This is a genomic window from Streptomyces sp. KMM 9044 (assembly GCF_024701375.2).
In the GTDB taxonomy this organism is placed as follows: Bacteria; Actinomycetota; Actinomycetes; order Streptomycetales; family Streptomycetaceae; genus Streptomyces.
The window spans coordinates 5,715,416-5,739,714 of record NZ_CP113910.1; the positions used below are offsets into that span (position 1 = coordinate 5,715,416).

The following is a 24,299-nucleotide window of genomic DNA, read 5'->3' on the forward strand; positions in this document are numbered from 1 at the left end:
CCGGGCGCGAGACACAGTGACAGCCGACCACCGACCCCCTACGTGTCGCACTCCAGCACCGTCCGGCACAACCCGCACCGCGCCCGCACCCGCCCCCGCACCGGGACCCTGATCCGCTGATGGCACACAGGACACGGGAACGACACCCGCAGCGGCTCCTCACCGCCACCCCCCTGCACGAAGCTGTACGGCACATCCGGCCGGGCCGCAGGGAAGAAGAGAACCCCGCGCCGCCCCTGAGCATGCCGACGCTCCCGCGCGTACCGCCGGCGCCCCGTCCCGCCGGCGGCCGCCAGCGGCGGCTGCCGGCCGTCGTACCGGGCCAGCTCCCTCCCCCTCACGTACGCCGTATAAGCCTGCTCACTGGTGAACCACGCCGACGGGTCCTCACCGAACACCAGCGACCGCTTCGCCAGCACATAACCGAACTCCTCCGGCGTAAGATACCCCAGCTTCTGGGACGACACCCCGTCCTCGCGGAACGCGTCCAGCAACAGCCACCCCGCCCCCAGGTACGTCGCCGCCGTGTCCGTCAGCAACTCGTTGTCCCGCGTCCCGGGAAACGACAGCCCCAGACGATGCAGATACACATGCGTCACCTCATGAGCCAGCGCCGCACCGATGTCCCGCCGATGCATCCGGAACCGGTCGTTCAGCTCCACGAAGTACTCAGGCCCCGCCGCCAGCTCGACATGCGCCGCATGCCTCATCTCGCGAAAACTCACGATCAACCGCGCATCGGGCAACCGGTAGTGCCGCACCATCTCCCGCGCCACCCGCTGCGCCCCCAGATGAAGATCCTCCGTGTCACGGAACGCCACATCGACAGGCGCCACACTCACCGGGAACGCCCGCACCGTGTCATACGACAAACGCCGGTACACCGCGGTCACCGCCGCCCGCACCGTCTCCAGATGCGGAAAGCCCCGCTCCACCAACCCGTCGCCCGTCACGCCCCACCCCCAGACGCCCAGAACCGATTCCACTGTACGAGCCCATCCCGGAACCCGACCCCGGCCGCGGGCACCCGGCACCTCACCACCGCCCCGTAGGGTGGCTCCCCATGACCACCAGCAACACCGGTACCGGTGACGTCGACCCCGCAGTCCGCGAGGAACTCGCCGCGTTGCGCGACAGCATCGACAACATCGACGCGGCCGTCGTCCACATGCTCGCCGAACGCTTCAAATGCACCCAGCAGGTCGGCCGCCTCAAAGCCGAACACCGGCTGCCACCGGCCGACCCGGCCCGCGAAACCCGCCAGATCACCCGGCTGCGCGCCCTCGCCGAGAACGCGAAACTCGACCCGGCCTTCGCCGAGACGTTCCTGAACTTCATCATCGCCGAAGTGATCCGCCACCACGAACGCATCGCCGAGGACACCACCAAGAGCCCCGTCAGCAGCCCCACCGGCGCCCCGGCACCCCTCACCGACTGACCCCCGCCCCCACACCGGGGCGTGACACGAACACCACCACCTGCCGGGCCGCGGCCCCCGCCACACCCCGCCCGTACGCCCCCACGGGGCCCGGCAGGCCCCGCCCCCACATGACGGCACTCACCTGCCGCCCACTCCGCAGACCCCGCAGACTCTGCTGCTCGATTCGAGGGATGGTGGGTCTTCGAACTTGATGGGGGTACCGCCGACCGTCGGCACCTCGGCACGCGCCGACTGCCCGTCGAACGTCCTGGTCGGGCGGCGCTCCGTGGGGCGGCCGAGGCGCGTCGGCCGACGATCACCCCCCCCCACTTCGAAGAGCCGGGATGGTCACGCACCGCATCCGAGAGGGGCCGGCCGGGGTGCCGGACCGCCTCCTCGCGAGGCCCGTTCCACGCGCCCCGTCGACAGGCCGGCGTCACTCTCCGCAATTGAGCAGCAGAGTCCCCGCAGACTCTGCTGCTCAATTCGAGGGATGGTCACGCACCGCATCCGAGAGGGGCCGGCCGGGGTGCCGGACCGCCTCCTCGCGAAGCCCGTTCCACGCGCCCCGTCGACAGGCCGACGTCACTCTCCGCAATTGAGCAACAGAGTCCCCCCACACCCCAAAGCCCTCGCACGCGGGCGCACGTCCGGGGCCCCCGCCCAGGGCCGGACAGAGGCCGTGTACCGATCCGCCTCTGTGCCACACCATCGCCATCAGGCAGCATGGCCCGCATGTCCGTACTGACGCGCGACGAAGCGCAGAACCGAGCACAGCTCCTCCACGTCCACCGCTACGCGATCGAACTCGATCTCACCACCGGTGACGACACCTTCGACTCCCGCACCGTGATCCACTTCACCGTCCTCGCGAACCGGGACAACGCGGACACCTTTGTCGAAGTCAAGCCCGCCGAGCTGCGCTCCGTCACTCTCGACGGACACCCCCTGGACCCCGAGATCCTCGACGGCAACCGACTGCCGCTCAAGGACCTCACCCCCGGCGAACACGAACTCCACGTCGACGCCGCCATGCACTACTCCCGCACCGGCGAAGGCATGCACCGTTTCACCGACCCCGCCGACGGCGAGACCTACACCTACACCCAGCTCTTCCTCGACGACGTCCAACGCGTCTTTCCGGCCTTCGACCAGCCCGACCTCAAGGCCGTCTTCGACCTCACCGTCACCGCCCCCCACACCTGGACCGTCCTCGCCAACGGCATCACCGAACACCTCGGCGACGGCCGCTGGAAAGCGGCAACCACCCCCCTCATCTCCACCTACCTCGTCGCCGTCGCCGCCGGACCCTGGCACTCCGTACACACCGAACACCGCGGCCTCCCCTTCGGCATCCACTGCCGCCGCTCCCTCGCCCCCCACCTCGACGCCGACACCGACGAACTCCTCGACGTCACCCGCGCCTGCTTCGACCGCTACCACGAGAAATTCGCCGAACCCTACCCCTTCGACTCCTACGACCAGGCATTCGTCCCCGAATTCAACGCCGGCGCCATGGAAAACCCCGGCCTCGTCACCTTCCGCGACGAATTCGTCTTCCGGTCCGCCGTCACCGACACCCAACGGCAGACCCGCGCCATGGTCATCGCCCACGAAATGGCCCACATGTGGTTCGGCGACCTCGTCACCCTCACCTGGTGGGACGACATCTGGCTCAACGAGTCCTTCGCCGAATACATGGGCTACCAGATCACCGCTGAAGCCGCCCTCGGGGGATCTGGGGAGAACCCCCCCAGAAAGTGGGGTACCGACACCTGGACCGACTTCGGAGTCACTCGCAAATCCTGGGGCTACGACGCCGACCAGCGCCCCTCCACCCACCCCGTCGCCCCCGAAGACGTCCAGGACACCGCCTCCGCCCTCCTCAACTTCGACGGCATCTCCTATGCCAAGGGCGCCTCCGCCCTGCGCCAGCTCGTCACCTGGCTCGGCGAAGACGCCTTCCTCACCGGCATCAACACCCACATCCGCCGCCACAAGTTCGCCAACGCCACTCTCACCGACTTCATCGACTCCCTCGCCTCCGCCACCGACCGCGACGTCCACGCATGGGCCACCGCCTGGCTCACCACCACCGGAGTCGACACCCTCACCCCCCACCTCCACACCGAACACGGCCACTGGCACCTCACCATCCAGCACGAACCCAGCCCTCCCCACCCGTCCGAACCCGCCCCGGCCAAGGACCGCGACGGCCGCGAACCCCTCACCACCCCCAAGCCGGACACCGGCATCCGCCCGCACCGCATCACTCTCGGCCTCTACGACCACGACCTCCACGACGCACGCGGCCTCACCCCTCGCAAACATCTCGACATCGACCTCCCCACCACCGACGACATCGCCATCGGCGCAGCCGGCCCCCGCCCCGCCCTCCTCGTCCTCAACGACGGCGACCTCACCTACGCCAAGATCCGCTTCGACCACGAGTCCACCCGCACCCTCCGCACCCGCCTCTCCGGACTCCCCGACCCCCTCACCCGCGCCGTCGTCTGGAACGCCCTCCGCGACGCCGTCCGCGACGGTGAACTCCCCCCCACCGACTACCTCGACATCGCCCGCACCCACCTCCCCCACGAAACCGACCTCGCCCTCGTCGAAGGTGTCCTCGCCTTCGCCACCACCCACATCACCGGCCGCTACGTCACCCCCGGTGGGCGGCCCGCCGCCCTCGCCACCCTCACCGACCTGTGCCGCGACCTCATCCGCCGCACCGAGGACGGCGACAACCCCAGCTTGCGCCTCATCGCCGTACGCCACCGCATCGACACCGCCGCCCACCCCCACACCATCGCCGCCTGGCTCACCGACGGCACCGTCCCCGGCGGCCCCGAACTCGACCCCGAACTGCGCTGGCGCATCCTCACCCGACTCGCCGTCCTCGACGCCACCGACGAAGCCGCCATCGCCGCGGAACTCGCCGACGACCCCAGCGCCACCGGCCAGCAGGGCGCCGCCCGCTGCCGCGCCGCCCTGCCCCGCGAAGACACCAAAACCCGAGCCTGGGACGCCATGTTCCACACCGACACCCTGTCCAACTACCTGTTCACCGCCACGGCCCAGGGTTTCTGGCAACCCGAACAAGCCGACCTCATCCGCCCCTACGTCGCCCGCTACTACAAGGACGCCGTAGCCCTCGCCGCCCGCCGCGGCCCCGCCCTCGCCGAAGCCGCCGGCCACTGGGCCTTCCCCGTCCACGCCGCCGACCCCGAAACCCTCCGCCTCGGCCAGAAATGCCTCCGCAAGGCCGACCCGACCCCCGCCCTCCGCCGCAAACTCGTCGACCAGCTCGACGACCTCGCCCGCGCACTGCGCATACAGCAGGCACAGGCCTGAACCGGCAGGCACAGGCCTGAACCGGCAGGCACAGGCCTGAACCGGCAGACGCACAACCAACGCAACCGAACGCAACCGGGGGTGCCGCACCACCACGCGGCACCCCCGGCGCGCCTCACTCCACCCGGGGCAGCACCACGCGTCAGAACACCGGCGTGCCCTCCCGCGTCAGCCGCCAGTCCACCGACGCGAACTCCGCCGGATCCAGCACACCCCGCGCCGTCACCCACTCCGCGATCCGCGTACGGATCTCCGTCGACTCCGACCAGACCTCCTTCGCCGACGCCACATGCGGAAACGCGCCGCCCCCGTTCGCCCGGTAGTTGTTCACCGCGAACACGAACTCCTGCGCGTCGTCCAACGGAGCGCCCCCGACCGTCACATTCCGGATCCGCGACCCCGCCGGCTGCGCGATATCAATGTCGTACCGCAACCCCGACACATAGTCGTAGTTGTAATCCGGACGCCCGCCCGCATTCGTCAAAGCCGCCACATCCACCGGCGCACCCACTGCCGTCCGCACGAAATACTCCGCCGAATACTCCAGATACGCCCGCACCTGCGCACCCGTCATCAACTTCGCCACCAGCGTGTTGTCATACACATACAGACCCGACAGGTCCCGGATCGTCACCTCACCCGCCGGAATCTGGGACGTCCGCGAGAACGGCGACCCCTGCGACAGCACCGGCAACGACGCGTACTCCGAACCCGCCAACGCGGCCCGCACCACGTCCTCCTGCACCTTGGTGATCAGATCGATGATCGGAGCGTCCTTGTAACGTGCCGCCACCGTCGTCAACGCCACCGTCGCCGAACCCACCACCTGATTGACATACGCCACCACCTCCGCGTGCTCGTCCGCCAGCAGGCGCGTGATCCGCGGATCGTCCTCCACCGACGCCGCGTCCCGCAGCGACGCCCTCACCGACTCCACCCGCCACCGGCCCCGCTCCAGCACGAGCCCGACATCGAACAACGTCAGCCGCTCCGCGTAACACAGCGGCTCCGACAGCACCACCTCCCGCCCCGTCTCCTCATTGACGACCCGCAACTCCTCGATCTCCGCATGCGCGTGACCGACCAGAATCGCGTCGATCCCCGGCACCAGCCGCGCCACATTCGCCGCCGCGTTCTCCACGTACGGCAACTGATCCCCGTACGACGACGTCCCCGACGTCCCCGAATGCGCCGACACCACCACCACGTCCGCACCCATCGACCGCAGCTTCGGCACCCACTTCGCCGCCTGCTCCTCAAGCCCCGGGAACGTCAGCTTCCCCTGCACATAGGCCTTGTCCCAGATCGCGATCCCCGGATTCGTCAGTCCCAGCACCGCCACCCGCACCGGCGGAGCACCCTTCACACGGAACTTCTTGATGAAGTACGGCAAAAACGCCGGCTTCAACGTCCTCGCATCCAGCGCGTTCGCACCCAGCAACGGGAAACGGCACTGCTCCTCGAACTTCCGCAGCGTCTCGATCCCGTAGTTGAACTCGTGATTGCCGAGCGCCACCGCGTCATACCCGATCGCGTTCATCGCCTGCGCCATCGGATGCACCGGACCGCCCTCCGCGGTGATCGGATCCACCTTCGCGTAGTAGTACGCCAACGGCGTGCCCTGGATCGTGTCACCCGCGTCCAGCAGCATCGTGTTGCCCCGGCCCTTCTCCTTACGGACCTGCTCCACCAGGGTCGAGATCCGCGCCAGGCCCTGGGCGTTGCCCGCCCCGTCCTCGTACTCCGCGTCCTTGAAGTAGTCCCAGTTGAAGACATGGCCGTGCAGGTCCGTCGTCCCCATCGCGGTCAGCGCATACCGTTTCACCGGCTTGCCCCTGCCCTTTCCCCCCGCCCCCTGGCCCGCAGCCGCAGGGGAGGCCCCGGCGGCCTGAGCCGCGGGAGCCGCCGCACCCGCCAGCGTCACCCCCGCCCCCGTCACAGCGGACCTCGTCAGGAACTTCCGGCGGTTCAAGGGCACCCGAGCTCTCCTCATCCAGGCAATGACGCGCATAGATCCGCGTGCGACGATTCTGACCTGAACATGTCGAGCCTGAACAGTCCTCACCGGCATCGATACGGCAACCGGCAACCGCAGCCGGCGACACCGGTGTGCTCATCGGAGCACGCCGCCGCACAATTCAACACCTGTCAATAACCGTTCATACCCGGTCCGCCGAATGGTCACATGTGCCCTCATCCCTACCCGCCGGTAAGCCCTAGGGTCAGACCATGCGCCGAGCAAAAATTGTTTGCACGCTGGGGCCCGCCACCCACACATACGACCAGATCAAAGACCTGGTCGACGCCGGAATGGACGTAGCCCGACTCAACCTCAGCCACGGCACCCACGCCGAACGCGAGGAGCGCTACCACCGGGTCCGGAAAGCCGCCGACGAAACCGGCCGCAGCGTCGGCCTCCTCGCCGACCTCCAAGGCCCGAAAATCAGACTCGGCCACTTCACCGAAGGCCCCGTACTCCTCGAACGCGGCGACACCTTCACCATCACCGTCGAAGACGGCACCCCGGGCGACCGCCACACCTGCGGCACCACCCACGCCGGCCTCGCCGCCGACGTCACCACCGGCGAACGCATCCTCATCGACGACGGCAGAGTCACCCTCCAGGTCGACGCCGTCGACGGCCCCCGCGTCCACACCACCGTCATCGAAGGCGGCATGGTCTCCGACCACAAGGGCCTCAACCTCCCCGGCGTCGCCGTCTCCGTCCCCGCCCTCTCCAAAAAGGACGAGGACGACCTGCGCTGGGCCCTGCGCACCGGCTTCGACACCATCGCCCTCTCCTTCGTGCGCAGCGGACACGACATCAAAGACGTCCACCGCATCATGGACGAAGAAGGCCGACGCCTCCCCGTCATCGCCAAAATCGAAAAACCCCAGGCCGTCCAGAACATCGACGACATCATCGCCGCCTTCGACGGCATCATGGTCGCCCGCGGAGACCTCGGCGTCGAAATGCCACTCGAACAAGTCCCCATCGTTCAAAAACGCGCCATCAAACTCGCCAAACGCAACGCCAAACCGGTCATCGTCGCCACCCAAATGCTCGACTCGATGATCGACAACGCCCGCCCCACCCGTGCCGAAGCCTCCGACGTCGCCAACGCCGTCATCGACGGCACCGACGCCGTCATGCTCTCCGGCGAAACCAGCGTCGGAAAACACGCACTCAGCTCCGTCCGCACCATGGCCCGCATCGTCGAAGCGGCCGAAGAGGACATCCTCACCAAGGGCCTCCCACCCCTCGCCGAGACCAACAAACCCCGCACCCAGGGCGGCGCCGTCGCCCGAGCCGCCGCCGAAATGGGCGACTTCCTCAACGCCACCCACCTCATCGCCTTCACCCAGTCGGGCGACACCGTCCGTCGGCTCTCCCGCTACCGCTCACCCATCCCCCTCCTCGCCTTCACCCCCGACCCCGCCACCCGTTCCCGGCTCAGCCTCACCTGGGGCGTCGAAACCTTCCTCGGCCCCCACGTCGACTCCACCGACGCCATGGTCGACCAGGTCGACGAACTCCTCCTGGCCTACGGCCGCTGCAAGAAGGGCGACATCGTCGTCATCACCGCCGGCTCCCCACCCGGCGTCTCCGGCACGACCAACCTCGTCCGCGTCCACCACATCGGCGAGGACGACAGCCCCAAGTGACCAGAGCAGGGTCCCGGTTCAGTACTTGGGGCCCACGTGAAGGCCCATCAGGGCAACGGACACCTTCTTGGCGGCGGAGATGTTGAACGGCACGCCGTCACGCGTGCAGTGCGTCCACTCGACGCCGAGGCGATCCAGGGTGTCGGTGCCGAGGTCCCGGATGTCGTCGGACTTGCTGGAGAAGAAGTACCGGGGGTCCTCATAGCGTTTCCGTTCACCACGCACCATGCGCGTGGCCCAATTCGTCATCCGGCACCCGTCGGAGTGGATGAGCCCTCGAACGAACTCCCAGGGGTGGCTGTCGACAAGCCCCTGCTGCCAAGGCGTCAGAGCAGTCACCCGCTGGTGCTTTTTGCCGGGGCCGTGCTGAGGGAAGAGGCACCGGATGTGCTTCGAGTAGAGCTTGACCTCACGGCATCCCCTGCGGTGCACTCGGCAGACCGAGCTGTTGGGGGAAGACGGAACGCATGGCGCTCTCGCAGGCGTCCATGAGGCCGGGCCACGATTCGGCGCATACGACGGAGAGGCTCGGCGTTCGCGTGGAACGGGTTCTGGACGATATGACCCTCGCCGAGCCAGAGCCCCCGCAGGTAGGTGCAGGCCGCCTCGTCCAGGTCGCCCTCACCGCGTGGGCAGACCGATTGGTGGGCTCCTGAGCATTCGCCGCGCCTGGCGCGGTCCAGACGCTTTCCGTAGCTGATCGTTCCTACCAGGACACTGAGATCCCGGGCCACTTCCGTGGTCTTTGCGCCGCCGCGCAGGAGTGTCAGGGCCTTCTGCCGCACCTGTGTGTCATGGATGTACATGGAGCCACTGTTGGGCGCCGTCTACGGCGACACGCAGAAGATCGCCCAGGTTCACGAGGACGTGGACATCCGTTCCCCCGCGCGAGCCTGGGAATCAAAGGAAAAGTGCCCCCGGTCGGACTCGAACCGACACTGTATGGGTTTTGAATCCATTGCCTGCTGCCAATTGGGCTACGGGGGCCTGGGAAACGAAGGCTGGCGGTCACCCGCCGTGCCCCCACCTTACCGCAGCTAGGTACGCTCTTGTCAGCAGTACCGGTCTGCCCCGCATCAAGGAGCCCCACGTGAGCGTCCCCGAGTCGCCCCAGCCAGTAGACGCGTCCGACGGCGACAAGTCGCACGTGCCTCCGATGACGACGCGCGTCGTCATCGCCGAGGACGAGGCGCTGATCCGGCTCGATCTCAAAGAGATGCTGGAGGAGGAGGGGTACACCGTCGTCGGTGAGGCCGGTGATGGTGAGCGGGCGGTGGAGCTGGCTCGTGAGCACCGTCCTGATCTGGTGATTCTCGATGTGAAGATGCCGAAGCTGGACGGTATCTCGGCGGCGGAGAAGATCGCCGAGGAGGGTATCGCGCCGGTATTGATGCTGACGGCGTTCTCGCAGCGTGACCTGGTGGAGCGGGCGCGGGATGCGGGGGCGATGGCGTATCTGGTGAAGCCGTTCTCGAAGAGTGATGTGGTGCCGGCGATCGAGATGGCGGTGTCGCGGTTCACGGAGTTGCAGGAGCTGGAGCGTGAGGTCGCGGATCTGAGTCTGCGGCTGGAGACGCGGAAGCTGGTGGACCGGGCGAAGTCGGTGTTGCAGACGGTGTACGGGTTGTCGGAGCCGGCGGCGTTCCGGTGGATTCAGAAGACGTCGATGGATCGACGGATGTCGATGCAGCAGGTGGCGCAGGCGGTTATTGACGACGCGGCGGAGAAGAAGGCGTCGAAGGAGTAGGTGTCGGTGGTGTTGGTGAGGCCCGCGTCCCTTTTCGGGGGCGCGGGCCTCGGTGTTGTGGTGAGTGGGGTGGGTCAGTCGACGCCGAGGTAGGCGTTGCGGACGGATTCGTCGTGGAGGAGGTCTTCTCCGGTTCCGGAGAGGACGATGTTGCCGACTTCCATGACGTGGCCGTGGTCGGCGAGGGAGAGCGCGGCTTGGGCGTTCTGTTCGACGAGGAGGATGGTGGTGCCCTGGGCCTTGAGTTCGGTGATGGTGGCCATGATTTTCTGCATCATGATCGGTGAGAGGCCCATGGAGGGTTCGTCGAGCATGAGGAGTTTGGGCCGGGACATGAGGGCTCTGCCCATGGCGAGCATTTGCTGTTCTCCGCCGGAAAGGGTTCCGGCGGCCTGCTTGCGGCGTTCTCCGAGGATGGGGAAGAGGTCGTAGGCGCGTTGGATGTCCTTTTCGATGCCTGCTTTGTCGGTGCGGAGGAAGGCGCCGAGGCGGAGGTTGTCCTCGATGGTCATGCGGGGGAAGATATGTCGACCTTCGGGGGAGTGGGCGAGGCCGTGGGAGACGATTTCGTGGGCGGGGATCTTCTTGAGGGATTTGCCGTTGAATTTGATCTGGCCGCCGACGGGCTTGAGGAGGCCGGAGAGGGTGCGGAGTGTGGTGGTTTTGCCTGCGCCGTTGGTTCCGATGAGGGTGACGACTTCGCCGGCTTCGACCTTGAAGGAGATGCCTTTGACGGCTTCGATTTTACCGTAGGCGACTTTGAGGTCTTCGACTTCGAGGAGTGCGGTCATCGGTCGTTCTCCTTGCCGAGCGCTGCGTCCGTGGTGGTCTCGGCGGCGGCTGCGGCGGCTGCGGCGGCTTCGACTTCGGCTGCTTCCTCGGCACCGGGTTCGTTTTCGAGGGGTTCTCCGAGGTAGGCGGCGATGACGCGTTCGTCGCCCTGGACGGTGGTGGCGTCGCCTTCGACGAGTTTTTGTCCTTGGACGAGGACGGCGACGCGGTCGCAGAGGTTGAAGATGAAGCGCATGTCGTGCTCGATGACGAGGATGGCGATGCCCATGTCGCGGATGGCGAAGATGAGTTCTTCGGCGGCGCGGGTTTCCTGGGGGTTCATGCCGGCGGTGGGTTCGTCGAGGAGCAGGAGGCCGGGTTCGCTGGCGAGGGCGCGGGCGATCTCGAGTTTGCGTTGTTCGCCGTAGGGGAGGTTGCGGGAGAGGTGTTCGGCTTTGTCGGCGAGGCCGACGAAGTCGAGTAGCTCCATGGCGCGTGCGCGGGATTTCGCTTCGGCTTTATGGAAGCCGGGGCCGCGGAGGAGGGCGGACCAGAGGCCTTCTTTGGTGCGGGTGTGGCGGCCGACGAGGACGTTTTCCAGGACGGTCATGTTGCTGAAGAGGCGGATGTTCTGGAAGGTGCGGGCGATTCCGGCGGCGGTGACTTTGAAGGATTTGGGGGGCAGTACGTTGCCCTTGTAGCGGACTTCGCCTTCGGTGGGGATGTAGAGGCCGGTGAGGCAGTTGAAGAAGGTGGTTTTTCCGGCGCCGTTGGGTCCGATGAGGCCGACGATTTCGCCGCTGTTGACGGTGAGGTCGACGTCGCGGACGGCGGTGAGGCCGCCGAATCGCATGGTGACGCCGCGGGCGTCGAGGACGGTTTCGCCGGGGGTGGCGCCGGTGGGGGTGTTCTTGGTGGTGGTGTCGGTGGTCATGGTGGTCAGGCCCCTGCCTTGCTGAGGACTGTGGGTGGTTCGGCCTCTTCGTGGAATTCGAGCTGTCGGCGCCGGTTGGGGATGAGTCCTTCGGGGCGGAAGCGCATGAGGAGGACGAGTGCGAGTCCGAAGGCGAGGAGTTGGTAGTCGCCGAGGAACTGGAGTTTGGCGGGGATGAGGTAGAGCAGTGCTGCGCCGACGAGGGGTCCGCTGATGGTGCCCATGCCGCCGAGGACGACGGCGGCGAGGAGGAAGGCGCTGTTGGGTGGGACGACGTGGGCGAACTGGTACTGCTCGGGGGTGACGGTGTAGGTGACGTGGGCCTGGACGGTGCCGGCGAGGCCGGCGAGTGTGGCGCCGAGGGCGAAGGCGACGAGTTTGACGCGGAAGCCGTTGATGCCCATGGCGAGGGCGGCGGTTTCGTCTTCGCGGATGGCTACCCAGGCTCGGCCGATGCGGGAGTCGCTGCTGCGTCGGAAGACGATGACGACGATCAGCGTGATGAGGAGCATGAGCAGGAAGTAGTTGGCGAAGCGGCCGATGGTGAAGCCGGCGATGCTGTGTTCCTGGCCGAAGTCGAAGCCGAGGATGTTGAGGTTGGGGATGGAGGAGATGCCGTTGGAGCCGTTGGTGATGTCGGGTCCGGAGGTGCCGTCGGTGTTGAGGACGGCGATGCGGAAGATTTCGCCGAAGCCGAGGGTGACGATGGCGAGGTAGTCGCCGCGCAGGCGGAGGGTGGGGGCTCCGATGAGGACGCCGAAGACCATGGCGACGGCTGCGCCGAGGAGGGCGCTGAGCCAGAAGGGGAGGTGGATGTCGAAGGGGCTGGAGGGGCTTCCGGAGACCATGGCGGCGGTGTAGGCGCCGACGCCGAGGAAGGCGACGTATCCGAGGTCGAGGAGGCCGGCGAGGCCGACGACGATGTTGAGGCCGAGTGCGACGGTGGCGAAGATGAGGATGTAGACGCCGATGGTGGCGTACTGGTCGTCGGACTGGGTGAAGGGGAAGGCCGCGGCTGCGACGAAGGCGCCGATGAGGGTGACGTTGCGGTGTTCGGCGGTGATGGCGGAGACGCGGTTGATGAGTCCGGCTTTGATGACGGCGGCGAAGCCGAAGCCGGCGGTGATGAGGAAGCCGATGAAGAGTTCGTCGTATTCGGTGCCGATGCCGTAGGTGAAGATGATCAGGCCGAGGGCGAGGGCGGCGACGACGATGAGGATTTCGGCGTAGGCGGGCAGTTCGCGTGCGGGCCGGGTGCGGCCGGTGGCGATGGATGCGCGCAGGACGGCGAAGTTGTGCCGGGTGGTGTGGCGGAACCTTTCCCATCCGCTGTCGTCGGGGTCGTGGGGGTCGGGTGCCGGCCGGTCGAAGGGGAGGGCGTAAGCGCCGAGGAGGGCCACGAGGGTGACGACGGCAGCGGTCCAGCCACCGGGTTCGAGGTTGACGACTCCGCCGAGGTTGATGCTGATGGCGGTGACGGTGTACCAGGTGGTGGCGAAGGTGCCGGCGGCGGCGAGCTTGAGGGCGCTGTCGGCACCTGCGGGGGTGAGCCATTGGAGGCCCTTGGTGCCGTAGGAGGCGAGGCCGAGGAGGGTGGTGAGGAGGCCGCCGATGAGGACGAGGACCTGGAGGCCGCCGGGGTAGCCGTAGTAGGTGAGGTCGCCGGGGAATTCGCTGGTCCAGGTCCAGGCGAGGAAGGTGGAGACGGTGGCGAGGGCGCCGCCGCCGGTGGCGAGGGCGCGGCCGATGTGCGGGGGCATGCCGATGAGGCCTGTGGGGGTGTGGGTGGTGGGGGTGTCGGGGGTCTTGGGGGTGGTGGTGTGTGTGGTCATCGGTGTCACGCCCTGTCCGCGACGCGCTCGCCGAGCAGGCCCTGGGGCCTGAAGAGGAGCACGAGGATGAGGAGTATGAACGCCCAGACGTCGGCCCAGGACTGGCTGCCGAACTGGTTCATGCCGGGGATGTCGGAGATGTAGGCGGTGGACAGGGCTTCGGCGATGCCGAGGACGAGGCCGCCGAGCATGGCTCCGTAGATGTTGCCGATGCCGCCGAGGACGGCGGCGGTGAAGGCTTTGAGTCCGAGGATGAAGCCCATTCGGAAGTCGATCTGGCCGTATTTGAGGCCGTAGGCGACGCCGCCGACGGCGGCGAAGACGGCGCCGAGGGCGAAGGCGACCACGATGATGCGGTCGGTGTTGATGCCCATGAGTTTGGCGGTGTCGGGGTCCTGGGCGGTGGCTTGCATGCCGCGTCCGGTGCGGGTGCGCATGACGAAGTAACCGAGGATGGCCATGCTGAGGGGGGCGGCGCAGAGGACGAAGATGTCACCGGTCTGGATGGTGACGGAGCCGATTTCGAAGGGGCCGCCGGGGATGCTGGGGAAGGTGTGGGCGGACTTCGCGTCGGGGTACCAGGCCCATACGGCTTGCTGGAGGGCGAGGGAGAGGCCGATGGCGGTGATGAGTGGGGCGAGGCGTGGGGCGCCTCGGAGGGGCCGGTAGGCGAACCGTTCCGCCCCGACGGCGACGGTGGTGGAGACGAGCATCGCGCCGATGATCATGAGGGGGAGGGCGATGAGCATGGAGGTGCCGTCGGGCAGGATGTAGAGATAGACCGTGAGTGCGCCGAAGGCGCCGGTCATGAAGATCTCGCCGTGGGCGAAGTTGATGAGCTGGACAATGCCGTAGACCATTGTGTAGCCGAGGGCGACCAGCCCGTACATGGATCCCAGTAGCAGGCCGTTGACCAGCTGCTGCGGCAGTTCGTTCACCGCATGTCCTCCGAGACGTTCGGAATGTTCGACGGATGATGGGGCCGGATGTGAGCCGCGCGGGGCGCCAGTGGTGTGGCGCCCCGCGCGGCTCGGTTGGTTCGGGTCCGGGTCAGCCGGTGTAGGTGCCGGACTTGACGTCGTTCCAGTCGCCGTTCTCGACGGCGTAGACGGTCAGCTGCTTGTTGGTGGCGTCGCCGAACTCGTCGAAGGCGACGGGGCCGGTGACTCCGTCGAAGGAGACGTCCTGCATGGCGGCGGCGACCTTTTCGCGTGCGTCGTCGGGGAGCTTGCCGTCGTTGTCCTCGACGACCTTCTTGACGGCTTCGATGACGGCCCAGGCCGAGTCGTAGCTGTAGCCGCCGTAGGCCTCGTAGTCCTCCTTGTAGCCCTCGGCCTCGTAGTTGGCGACGAACTCCTTGGCGGAGGGGAGGTCTTCGACGGGGGCGCCGACGGAGGTGGCGAGGTCGCCGGTGCCGGTGGTGCCGGCGAGCTTGATGAACTCGGCGCTGTAGATGCCGTCGCCGCCGACGAGCGGGATCTTGGCGCCTGCGGCCTTGATCTGCTTGCTGAGGGGGCCGGCCTGGGGGTATTCGCCGCCGTAGTAGACGACGTCGGCGCCGGAGTTCTTGACCTTGGTGGCGACCGCGGAGAAGTCCTTGGTGTCGGGGTTGATGTGCTCGGTGCCCACGACGTCGCCGCCGAGTTTCTTGAACTCGTCAGTGAAGGTGCCGGCGAGGCCGGCGCCGTAGGTCTTCTTGTCGTCGATGACGAAGACCTTGCGCTTCTTGGAGTCGTTGTACAGGTACTGGGCGGCGAACGGGCCCTGGATGGCGTCCGTGGTCGCGGTACGGAAGTAGGACTTGTAGGGGCGCGCCGGGTCGGTCTGCCAGTCGGTGCCCTGGGTGAGGGCGGGGCTCGTGTTGGCGGGTGAGACCTGGACGAGCTTGGCGTCGTCGAGGACCTTCTGCATGGATTCGCCGACGGAGGAGTTCAGCGGGCCGACGACGCCGAGGACCTCGTCGTCGGCGACGAACTTGGTGGCGTTCTGCTGGCCGGAGGAGGGCTGTGCCTGGTCGTCGAGGGCTTCGACCTCGAAGGTGATGCCTTCGACGGTCTTTTCCTTGTTGGCGGTCTTGGCGGCGAGGTCCACGGAGTTCTTGATGCCGAGGCCCAGCGCGGACAGGTCGCCGGTCAGCGGCGCGTCGACGCCGATGACGACGGTGGTGGTGCCGCCGTTGCCGGAGTCCGAGCTGCCGCCGCCGTTCTCGTCGCGCGAACCGCAAGCGGTGAGGGTGAGTGCTCCCGCCGCCAAGGCAGCGGTGACGGCGATGAGTGAACGTTGACGCACGATCCAGTCCTTTCCCCTGACGGCCGTTTCCCGGTGGAAACGGCCGAGTCGAGCGCTGGGCCGAAGTGATAATCGGGGTGCGCGGTGACTGGCCGTGACTCTAAGCGGGTGGGGGGAACGGGGAGGAGGGTCTGGCCAATGCTGTGACTCTCTTGTTATGACACGACGTATTGCAGAGCGGTACTGAGTGGGGGGAACGGCGGAATTCAAGCCGTTTTGGCCTGTCCGGATGGTGAGAAACCGCAGGACCGGGCGGGGTGCGTTCAGGTGTATCAGGAGTTTTGGTGATTACCGAAAATCGTTGCTGCAGGCGACCTGTAGGCGACCTGCAGGGCCAGGGAGAGGTCCTGTGCGTAGCGCGGTCCGAGGATGAAGCTGTGGGTCTGTATTGCGCGCGCATTACGTAGAGTTACATCCAGGAAAGGCAGTCCGGCGTTCCCTGGCAATCCTCCGCATTCCGTGATGCGCAGGGTGACGGCGACTTTGCGGGGGGATCCTGCTTTTGTCCGGAAAGGGGTGCGTGGGCTGGAGGTCGCGGAAAGGCCCGCGTACGGCTGGGATATGCGGGTGACGGTGACCGGGGGGTCTGATTCCACGGCGAGTTCGATGGCGAAGGTGAAATTCCGTTTGTCTGTTTCCGGGCCTGTGGCCTGCGGTTTCACGTAGGTGATGGTCGTCGCTGCGGAGGGCAACGGCGGTGCGGGAGGCGGGAGTTGACGGGGGCGGGTGGCGTGCAGGAGGACGCCGGCCGCGAGGACGGTCGCCGCGGTGAGGGCGGCGAGTACGGCCCGGCGGTGACGCCCGTACAGCCGTGTGAGGCGCTCGTGGCGGGAGCTGAGCGGGCCGAGGGGGCCGAGGGGGGCCGCGGGGGGCTGGGGGGCGTGGAGGAGCGGTGGGGCGGCCGGGAGGCGGGTCCCGTCACCGGGTTCCACGGGGCCGATGGCGTTCACCGCCAGGCGCCTTCGTCCGCCGGTCCGCCGGTGCGGTACCGCTCGGCGCAGGCCCCGCGGACGTGACGGCCGATCACGCCGTGGGCGGCCGGGGTGCCTTGGCGCTCACGGACGGGGCGGGCGGCGTCCACGGCGTCGCGCAGGATGTCGTACTGGCCGTTGGACAGGCCCATCGACTGGTAGTCGCCGTAGCTGGTGCCGTCCAGCACCTCGCGGGCCCAGTGGGTGACGATCCGTACGCACACGTCCTCGGGTGCGGTCGCCGACGGGGAGGTCGGCGGCAGGGACGGTGCCGGAGTGCCGGTGCGTTCGGACGGAACGCATCCGGTTGCCAGGAGGACGGTCACGAGGGCAGCCGGGAACGCCGTCGTGAAGACCGGCGGGAGGAGTCCGGAGGGTGAGGGGAGTGGGAGTGGAGGGAGCGGCAGCCTCGTGCGCAGGGGGCGGCCGGGGCCCCGCGTGGCGGGCCGGGTGGCGCCTCCCCGTTCCATGCCCGAACGGTAGGACGCCCACGAGTCCCGGGCAATGGGCGGACAAGGGGTGGTGCGGGGCGGTCACGCGCCCCGCACCACCCCTTGGCCGGTCGGCCGGCCGGGTCTCAGCCCGTCGCGGCGCCGAGGGCCTGCTGCGCGCCCTTCGGGCCGAGGTCGCGCAGCAGGCAGGTCAGGCGCGCGGTGCACACCCGCTTGCCGGCCTCGTCGCTGATGACGATCTCGTACGTGGCGGTGGAGCGCCCCCGGTGCACCGGGGTGGCGATCCCGGTGACCAGTCCCGAACGCGCGCCGCGGTGGTGGGTGCAGTTGAGGTCGACGCCCACGGCGATCCGGCCGGCGCCGCCGTGCAGCATCGACCCCACCGACCCGAGGGTCTCGGCCAGGACTGCGGAGGCGCCGCCGTGCAGCAGCCCGTAGGGCTGGGTGTTGCCCTCCACCGGCATCGTCCCGACGACGCGCTCGGCCGAGGCCTCCAGGATCCGCACGCCCATGCGGGTGCCGAGAGGACCGGCGGAGAACAGCGCCCGCAGGTCCACGCCGAGCGAGGCGTACTCGTCGATGACCTCTTGCGGGAACGTGACGTGCTGCTGCTCTCCCATGGGGCCGGGCTCCGTTCGTCGTGATCACTGCGGCGGTGCGGTACGGCGCCGCACCGCACTGAGCAAACGCTCAGTCGGTCGCAGATTGTTCCAGCCGGACCACGACGGACTTGCTGGCCGGGGTGTTGCTGGTGTCGGCGGTCGCGTCCAGCGGCACGAGGACGTTGGTCTCCGGGTAGTACGCGGCGGCGCAGCCGCGGGCCGTCGGGTAGTGCACGACGCGGAATCCGGGGGCCCTGCGCTCCACACCGTCCTTCCACTCGCCGACCAGGTCGACGTACGAACCGTCCGCGAGCCGCAGCTCGCGTGCGTCCTCGGGGTTGACGAGCACCACGCGGCGGCCGTTCCTGATGCCGCGGTAGCGGTCGTCGAGGCCGTAGATCGTGGTGTTGTATTGGTCGTGCGAGCGCAGGGTCTGCAGCAGCAGCCGCCCCTTCGGCAGTTCGGGGTACTCGACCGGGGCGGCCGTGAAGTTGGCCTTGCCGGTGGCGGTGGGAAAGCGCCGCTCGTCGCGCGGGGCGTGGGGGAGGGCGAAGCCCGAGGGGTCGGCCACGCGCGCGTTGAAGTCCTCGAAGCCGGGGATCACGCGTGCGATGCGGTCGCGGATCGTCGCGTAGTCCTTCTCGAACTCCTCCCACGGTACCTTGCTGCCGGCGCCGAGGACGCGGCGGGCCAGCCGGCAGACGATGGCGGGTTCGGACAGCAGCTGTGTGCTCGCCGGTTCGAGGCGTCCGCGGGAGGCGTGCACCATGCCCATGGAGTCCTCGACCGTCACGAACTGCTCGCCGCCGCCCTGCAGGTCGCGTTCGGTGCGCCCCAGGGTCGGCAGGACGAGGGCCCGCGCGCCGGTGACGGCGTGCGAGCGGTTCAGCTTGGTCGACACGTGCACGGTCAGCCGGGCCCGGCGCATCGCGGCCTCGGTGACCTCGGTGTCGGGGGAGGCGGAGACGAAGTTGCCGCCCATGGCGAAGAAGACCTTCGCCTCTCCGTCGCGCAGTGCGCGGATGGCCCGTACGACGTCGTAGCCGTGTTCGCGCGGCGGGGCGAAACCGAACTCCTTCTCCAGGGTGTCCAGGAACGCCCCGGCGGGCCGCTCGAAGATGCCCATGGTGCGGTCGCCCTGCACGTTGGAGTGGCCGCGCACCGGGCAGACGCCCGCGCCGGGGCGGCCGATGTTGCCCCGCAGCAGCAGGAAGTTGACGATTTCGCGGATCATGGGCACGGAGTGCTTGTGCTGGGTGAGGCCCATCGCCCAGCACACGATGACGCGCCGGGATTCGAGGACCATGCGCAGGCACGTCTCGATGTCCTCGCGGGTGAGGCCGGTCGCGGTGAGGGTGGCGTCCCAGTCGGCGGCGCGGGCGGCCTCGGCGAAGTCCTCGTAGCCGTGGGTGTGTTCACGGACGAAGTCCTCGTCGACGGCGTCGGGCGTGTCGAGGATCAGCTTGTTGAGAATACGGAAGAGGGCCTGGTCGCCGCCGAGGCGGATCTGCAGGAACAGGTCGGTCAGGGCGGCGCCGGCGGTGAGGCCCTTGGGGGTCTGCGGGTTCTTGAAGCGTTCCAGGCCGGCCTCGGGCAGCGGGTTGACACTGATGATCCGTGCGCCGTTCTCCTTGGCCTTCTCCAGGGCGGAGAGCATGCGCGGGTGGTTGGTGCCGGGGTTCTGTCCGGCGACGATGATCAGGTCGGCCTTGTGGAGGTCCTCGAGCAGGACGCTGCCCTTGCCGACGCCGATCGTCTCGGACAGGGCGGAGCCGGAGGACTCGTGGCACATGTTCGAGCAGTCGGGGAGGTTGTTGGTGCCGAGTTCACGCGCGAACAGCTGGTAGAGGAACGCGGCCTCGTTGCTGGTGCGTCCGGAGGTGTAGAAGACGGCCTCGTCGGGGGAGTCGAGGGCGTTGATCTCCTCGGCGACGATGTCGAAGGCACGCTCCCAGGTGACGGGTTCGTAGCGGTCACCGCCCTCGGGGAGGTAGACGGGGTGGGTCAGGCGGCCCTGCTGGCCCAGCCAGTAGCCGCTGCGGCCGGCCAGGTCGGCGACGGGGTGCCGGGCGAAGAACTCGGGGGTGACCCGGCGCAGGGTGGCCTCCTCGGCCACGGCCTTCGCGCCGTTCTCGCAGAACTCCGCCGTGTGCCGGTGCTCGGGCTCGGGCCAGGCGCAGCCCGGACAGTCGAAGCCGTTCTTCTGGTTGACGCTCAGGAGGGTCAGTGCCGTGCGTTTCACGCCCATCTGCTGGTGGGCCATGCGCAGACCGTGGCCGATGGCCGTGAGGCCTGCGGCCGCGTGTTTCGGCTCGGCGACCTTCGGCGCGTCCTGGACCGGGTCCCCCTTGGGCGGCTTGCTGGCCATCGCGCACTCCTCCTCGCGTACACGTGTGACGTACGCCTCCGATCCTCGCACGGGACGGTGACGACGGCGGAGGCCGGGCGGGCTCCGGTCGGGCGGGCTCCGGTCGGGAGGGCGGCAGGGACATTCGCCGTGAACAGTTGTGAACGGTCGCGAACGCTTGGGGGCGGCTTGTGGGGGAGGGGGACCGGACGCGGGGCGTCGGCCGCGGGCGGTCATGGCGTCCGGCGGCGCGGGGGCGGGGCCGACTGTCAGTGGGGCGTGACAGGATCGGGGGCGTGGCAGAGACAGCAGCGAAGAAGACCGACCAGACCTCCGGCGAAGCCCGACCGCGACTGATGCTCATGGACGGGCATTCGCTGGCCTACCGCGCGTTCTTCGCGCTGCCCGTGGAGAACTTCACCACCGCGACGGGCCGGCCGACGAACGCGATCTACGGCTTCGCGTCGATGCTGGCGAACACGCTGCGCGACGAGGCGCCCACACACTTCGCGGTGGCCTTCGACGTCTCCCGCAAGACCTGGCGTTCGGCGGAGTTCGCCGAGTACAAGGCGAACCGCTCCAAGACCCCGGACGAGTTCAAGGGTCAGGTCGAGCTGATCGGGGAACTGCTCGACGCGATGCACTCCCCGCGCTTCGCGGTCGAGGGGTTCGAGGCGGACGACGTCATCGCCACGCTCGCCACCCGCGCCGAGGCCGAGGGCTTCGACGTGCTGATCGTCACCGGTGACCGGGACTCCTTCCAGCTGGTCTCCGAGCACACCACGGTGCTGTATCCGACCAAGGGGGTCTCCGAGCTGACCCGGTTCACTCCCGAGAAGGTGTTCGAGAAGTACGGGCTGACGCCTGCGCAGTACCCCGATTTCGCGGCACTGCGCGGCGACCCGTCCGACAATCTGCCCGGTATTCCCGGTGTCGGTGAGAAGACGGCCGCGAAGTGGATCAACCAGTTCGGTTCCTTCACGGACCTCGTCGAGCGGGTGGACGAGGTCAAGGGCAAGGCCGGGCAGAATCTGCGCGACCACCTGGAGTCGGTCAAGCTCAACCGCCGCCTCACCGAGCTGGAGCGGCAGGTCGAACTGGCCAAGGACGTCGCCGACCTGGAGCGGACCGCCTACGATCGCAAGGCCGTCGCGACGATCCTGGACACCCTGGAGATCAGGAACCCGTCGCTGCGCGAGCGGCTCTTCGCCGTCGACCCCGGAGCGCAGGAGGCCGGGGCCACCCCGGTCGCGGACGGCGTGGAGCTGGACGGGACCGTCCTGGGCGCGGGCGAACTGACCGGCTGGCTCGCCGAGCACACCACCGGCCCCCTCGGCGTCGCCACGGTCGACACCTGGGCGCTGGGGACCGGCTCGGTCGCCGAGATCGCCCTGGCCGCGGCCGCCGGACCGGCCGCCTGGTTCGACCCGGCCGAGCTGGACGAGAGCGACGAGCAGGCGTTCGCCGCCTGGCTCGCGGACGCGGGCCGGCCCAAGGTGTTCCACAACGCCAAGGGTGCGATGCGGGTCTTCGCCGAGCACGGCTGGAGCGTCGAGGGCATCTCCATGGACACGGCGCTCGCCGCCTACCTGGTCAAGCCGGGCCGCCGCTCCTTCGCCCTGGACGCCCTGTCCCCGGAGTACCTGCACCGCGAGCTGGTGCCCGCCGCCGCGGCCGACGGCCAGCTGGCCTTCGGCGCGGACGACGCCGCCGAGGCCGAGGCCCTGATGGTGCAGGCCCGCGCGGTCGTCGACCTGGGCGAGGCCTTCGAGGACCGCCTGCAGGAGGTGGGCGCCGCGGACCTGCTGCGGAGCATGGAGCTGCCGACGTCCGTCCTGCTGGCCCGTATGGAGCGGTACGGCATCGCGGCGGACCGTGCCCATCTGGAGTCCATGGAGCAGATGTTCGCGGGCGCCGTGCAGCAGGCCGTGAAGGAGGCGCACGCGGCGGCGGGGCACGAGTTCAATCTGGGCTCGCCCAAGCAGCTCCAGGAGGTCCTCTTCGGCGAACTCGGCCTGCCGAAGACGAAGAAGACCAAGACCGGCTACACGACCGACGCCGACGCCCTGGCCTGGCTGGCCGGCCAGACCGACAACGAGCTGCCGGTGATCATGCTCCGCCACCGTGAGCAGGCGAAGCTGCGCGTGACCGTCGAGGGCCTGATCAAGACGGTCGCCGCGGACGGCCGGATCCACACCACGTTCAACCAGACGGTCGCCGCCACCGGCCGCCTGTCGTCGACCGACCCGAACCTGCAGAACATCCCCGTCCGTACCGACGAGGGACGCGCGATCCGCCGGGGCTTCGTCGTCGGCGAGGGCTTCGAGTCCCTCCTCACCGCCGACTACAGCCAGATCGAGCTGCGGGTGATGGCCCACCTCTCCGAGGACGCCGGTCTCATCGAGGCGTTCACCTCCGGCGAGGACCTGCACACCACGGCCGCCGCGCAGGTGTTCGCGGTCGAGCAGTCCGCCGTGGACGCGGAGATGCGCCGCAAGATCAAGGCGATGTCGTACGGCCTCGCGTACGGGCTGTCGGCCTTCGGGCTCTCGCAGCAGCTGAACATCGAGGCGGCCGAGGCCCGCGCCCTGATGGACGCGTACTTCGAGCGGTTCGGCGGCGTACGGGACTACCTGCGCCGCGTGGTCGACGAGGCGCGGGCGACGGGCTACACGGCGACCCTCTTCGGCCGCCGGCGCTACCTGCCCGACCTCAACAGCGACAACCGTCAGCGTCGCGAGGCGGCCGAGCGCATGGCGCTGAACGCGCCGATCCAGGGCACGGCGGCGGACATCGTGAAGATCGCCATGCTGAACGTGGACCGCGCGCTGCGTGAGGCGGACCTCAAGTCCCGCATGCTCCTCCAGGTCCACGACGAAATCGTCCTGGAGATCGCCCCTGGCGAGCGCCCGGTGGCGGAGGAACTGATCCGTCGGGAGATGGCCGACGCGGTCCGGCTCCGCGTCCCGCTGGGCGTCTCGGTCGGCGCGGGCCCGGACTGGGAGTCGGCGGCACACTGACGACACCGGGCACGGCCGGGAGCGACGGGCGAGGGCAGAGATGACGGAAGGGCTGTCGGCAGGCACCGGCCGTTCCCTCCCGTCGCCTGCCGGTGTCCTCTGTTGTCCCCGCGGGGACGCTGCTGATCACCAGCCCTTCACCCGGGCCCGGTGACGGCACGGGGCGGCGCGCCGAGGGTCGCTGCGATCACCGGCGGTCGGCTGCGCCGTCGACGGTGACCACCGACGCCGCCCGCCGGGACCCTCGGGGGCCCTACCGGCCGATGCCACCTGCCGAAGCCCTCCGCCCCGCGGACCGCGGCCGCGTCGCGGTCCGGGGCCCGCGGCCGTCTGCTCGCCGCCTCCGCCACCTGCCGCGCCCGGCACACCGCATGCCCGCCCCGCCGGCGCCCGCCCCGCACGGCCCACAACCCACGGTCCGTCCCGCCCTCCCGCTCCCGGAGGTCTGCTTCACCCGCGTGGACCATGCGGGCAAGCCGTCGGGTGGGCCGGACGCCAGGATGCGGGTCATGGGTATACGCATGCTTCACCGCAGAGCGGCATCCCCGAGGGCCGCCGCCGACGGACCCACCCCCGAGGCGCTGTCGCCGGTTCCGGTCTTCGCGGCCGACGCGAGTACCGCCCGCACCCCCGCCCTCCCCCTCACCCACACGCTGCGCCGCACCACCGCGGACCTCGGCCGCCGCATCGCCCACGGACCCTGGCGCCCCGGCCGTGAACCGTTCCGGGTTCGGTAGAGACTCCAGAGAAAGGCAACCCGGCTCCTCGGAAGGGTGGTTGCCCGGGCGGTTCGGCCCGGGTGCTCGGCGGCCCCCAGTATGCGTGAGCGGTCGTCCGCGACCGGTGGGAGAACGACTGTGGTCAACCGGTGAATACCGGGTATGAACGGGT

At 68.8% G+C, this 24,299-nt stretch carries 17 protein-coding genes, 1 tRNA gene and 1 pseudogene; 6 read left to right on the plus strand and 13 right to left on the minus strand.

The features are described 5' to 3' along the window. Positions 1-38: 38 nt before the first annotated feature. Positions 39-953 (minus strand): hypothetical protein, encoded by a 915-nt coding sequence (locus tag HUV60_RS25765; RefSeq protein ID WP_257850256.1) that lies wholly within the window; start codon positions 951-953, stop codon positions 39-41. A 110-nt stretch (positions 954-1,063) separates the two neighbouring features. Here HUV60_RS25765 and HUV60_RS25770 point away from each other — a divergent pair, with 110 nt between their 5' ends. Continuing rightward, positions 1,064-1,438: a chorismate mutase gene (locus tag HUV60_RS25770; RefSeq protein WP_257849590.1), complete on the plus strand. Its 375-nt coding sequence runs from the start codon at positions 1,064-1,066 to the stop codon at positions 1,436-1,438. A gap of 708 nt (positions 1,439-2,146) precedes the next feature. After that, positions 2,147-4,777 carry an aminopeptidase N gene (gene pepN, locus HUV60_RS25775; protein WP_257849591.1) on the plus strand — a complete coding sequence of 877 codons (2,631 nt, stop codon included), beginning with the start codon at positions 2,147-2,149 and terminating at the stop codon, positions 4,775-4,777. Between the two features lie 142 nt (positions 4,778-4,919). Here the strand turns inward: pepN and HUV60_RS25780 are convergent, their stop codons facing one another. Then, the gene (locus HUV60_RS25780; RefSeq protein ID WP_257850257.1) at positions 4,920-6,755 is read right to left on the minus strand and encodes a bifunctional metallophosphatase/5'-nucleotidase; all 1,836 of its coding nucleotides are present in this window, start codon (positions 6,753-6,755) and stop codon (positions 4,920-4,922) included. A gap of 251 nt (positions 6,756-7,006) precedes the next feature. Between HUV60_RS25780 and pyk the strand changes: the two genes are divergently transcribed. Beyond that, positions 7,007-8,443, plus strand: a complete 1,437-nt coding sequence (gene pyk, locus HUV60_RS25785) for a pyruvate kinase (RefSeq protein ID WP_257849592.1) — start codon at positions 7,007-7,009, stop codon at positions 8,441-8,443. A gap of 18 nt (positions 8,444-8,461) precedes the next feature. Here pyk and HUV60_RS25790 read toward each other — a convergent pair. Further along, a pseudogene (locus tag HUV60_RS25790) lies at positions 8,462-9,249 on the minus strand (helix-turn-helix domain-containing protein). 106 nt (positions 9,250-9,355) lie between these two features. Continuing rightward, positions 9,356-9,430, minus strand: a tRNA-Leu gene (locus HUV60_RS25795). Between the two features lie 103 nt (positions 9,431-9,533). Here HUV60_RS25795 and HUV60_RS25800 point away from each other — a divergent pair. Continuing rightward, complete coding sequence (locus tag HUV60_RS25800; protein ID WP_257849593.1) at positions 9,534-10,190, plus strand: ANTAR domain-containing response regulator; 657 nt, start codon at positions 9,534-9,536, stop codon at positions 10,188-10,190. Positions 10,191-10,264: 74 nt separating this feature from the next. Here the strand turns inward: HUV60_RS25800 and HUV60_RS25805 are convergent, their stop codons facing one another. The 9 genes from HUV60_RS25805 to HUV60_RS25845 form a co-directional block, all read right to left on the minus strand. Further along, the gene (locus HUV60_RS25805; protein ID WP_257849594.1) at positions 10,265-10,981 is read right to left on the minus strand and encodes an ABC transporter ATP-binding protein; all 717 of its coding nucleotides are present in this window, start codon (positions 10,979-10,981) and stop codon (positions 10,265-10,267) included. Beyond that, entirely contained in the window at positions 10,978-11,895 is a 918-nt protein-coding gene (locus HUV60_RS25810; RefSeq protein ID WP_257849595.1) for an ABC transporter ATP-binding protein, read from the minus strand. The genes HUV60_RS25805 and HUV60_RS25810 overlap by 4 nt, the downstream gene beginning before the upstream one ends. Positions 11,896-11,900: 5 nt before the next feature. Next, a complete protein-coding gene (locus HUV60_RS25815; RefSeq protein WP_257849596.1) occupies positions 11,901-13,727 on the minus strand; it encodes a branched-chain amino acid ABC transporter permease in 1,827 nt (608 codons plus the stop codon). 5 nt (positions 13,728-13,732) lie between these two features. Beyond that, a complete protein-coding gene (locus tag HUV60_RS25820; RefSeq protein WP_257849597.1) occupies positions 13,733-14,665 on the minus strand; it encodes a branched-chain amino acid ABC transporter permease in 933 nt (310 codons plus the stop codon). A 112-nt stretch (positions 14,666-14,777) separates the two neighbouring features. After that, positions 14,778-16,016 (minus strand): branched-chain amino acid ABC transporter substrate-binding protein, encoded by a 1,239-nt coding sequence (locus tag HUV60_RS25825; protein ID WP_257849598.1) that lies wholly within the window; start codon positions 16,014-16,016, stop codon positions 14,778-14,780. A gap of 272 nt (positions 16,017-16,288) precedes the next feature. Then, entirely contained in the window at positions 16,289-16,678 is a 390-nt protein-coding gene (locus HUV60_RS33655) for a hypothetical protein (RefSeq protein ID WP_331462022.1), read from the minus strand. Positions 16,679-16,962: 284 nt separating this feature from the next. Continuing rightward, positions 16,963-17,457, minus strand: a complete 495-nt coding sequence (locus tag HUV60_RS25835) for a hypothetical protein (RefSeq protein ID WP_331462023.1) — start codon at positions 17,455-17,457, stop codon at positions 16,963-16,965. A gap of 107 nt (positions 17,458-17,564) precedes the next feature. Further along, the gene (locus HUV60_RS25840) at positions 17,565-18,059 is read right to left on the minus strand and encodes a PaaI family thioesterase (protein ID WP_257849600.1); all 495 of its coding nucleotides are present in this window, start codon (positions 18,057-18,059) and stop codon (positions 17,565-17,567) included. Positions 18,060-18,129: 70 nt separating this feature from the next. Then, positions 18,130-20,409, minus strand: a complete 2,280-nt coding sequence (locus HUV60_RS25845) for an FdhF/YdeP family oxidoreductase (RefSeq protein ID WP_257849601.1) — start codon at positions 20,407-20,409, stop codon at positions 18,130-18,132. 275 nt (positions 20,410-20,684) lie between these two features. Between HUV60_RS25845 and polA the strand changes: the two genes are divergently transcribed. Further along, complete coding sequence (gene polA / locus HUV60_RS25850) at positions 20,685-23,408, plus strand: DNA polymerase I (protein WP_257849602.1); 2,724 nt, start codon at positions 20,685-20,687, stop codon at positions 23,406-23,408. A gap of 509 nt (positions 23,409-23,917) precedes the next feature. Beyond that, positions 23,918-24,145 carry a hypothetical protein gene (locus HUV60_RS25855; RefSeq protein WP_257849603.1) on the plus strand — a complete coding sequence of 76 codons (228 nt, stop codon included), beginning with the start codon at positions 23,918-23,920 and terminating at the stop codon, positions 24,143-24,145. Positions 24,146-24,299 lie beyond the last annotated feature (154 nt).

Excerpts from the sequence above, each read along its gene's own strand:
- HUV60_RS25855 (WP_257849603.1), top strand. The coding sequence starts at position 23,918 with ATGGGTATACGCATGCTTCACCGCAGAGCGGCATCCCCGAGGGCCGCC.
- HUV60_RS25810 (WP_257849595.1), bottom strand. The coding sequence starts at position 11,895 with ATGACCACCGACACCACCACCAAGAACACCCCCACCGGCGCCACCCCC.
- pyk (WP_257849592.1), top strand. The coding sequence starts at position 7,007 with ATGCGCCGAGCAAAAATTGTTTGCACGCTGGGGCCCGCCACCCACACA.
- HUV60_RS25815 (WP_257849596.1), bottom strand. The coding sequence starts at position 13,727 with ATGACCACACACACCACCACCCCCAAGACCCCCGACACCCCCACCACC.
- HUV60_RS25835 (WP_331462023.1), bottom strand. The coding sequence starts at position 17,457 with ATGGAACGGGGAGGCGCCACCCGGCCCGCCACGCGGGGCCCCGGCCGC.
- HUV60_RS25770 (WP_257849590.1), top strand. The coding sequence starts at position 1,064 with ATGACCACCAGCAACACCGGTACCGGTGACGTCGACCCCGCAGTCCGC.
- HUV60_RS25845 (WP_257849601.1), bottom strand. The coding sequence starts at position 20,409 with ATGGCCAGCAAGCCGCCCAAGGGGGACCCGGTCCAGGACGCGCCGAAG.
- HUV60_RS25840 (WP_257849600.1), bottom strand. The coding sequence starts at position 18,059 with ATGGGAGAGCAGCAGCACGTCACGTTCCCGCAAGAGGTCATCGACGAG.
- pepN (WP_257849591.1), top strand. The coding sequence starts at position 2,147 with ATGGCCCGCATGTCCGTACTGACGCGCGACGAAGCGCAGAACCGAGCA.
- HUV60_RS25805 (WP_257849594.1), bottom strand. The coding sequence starts at position 10,981 with ATGACCGCACTCCTCGAAGTCGAAGACCTCAAAGTCGCCTACGGTAAA.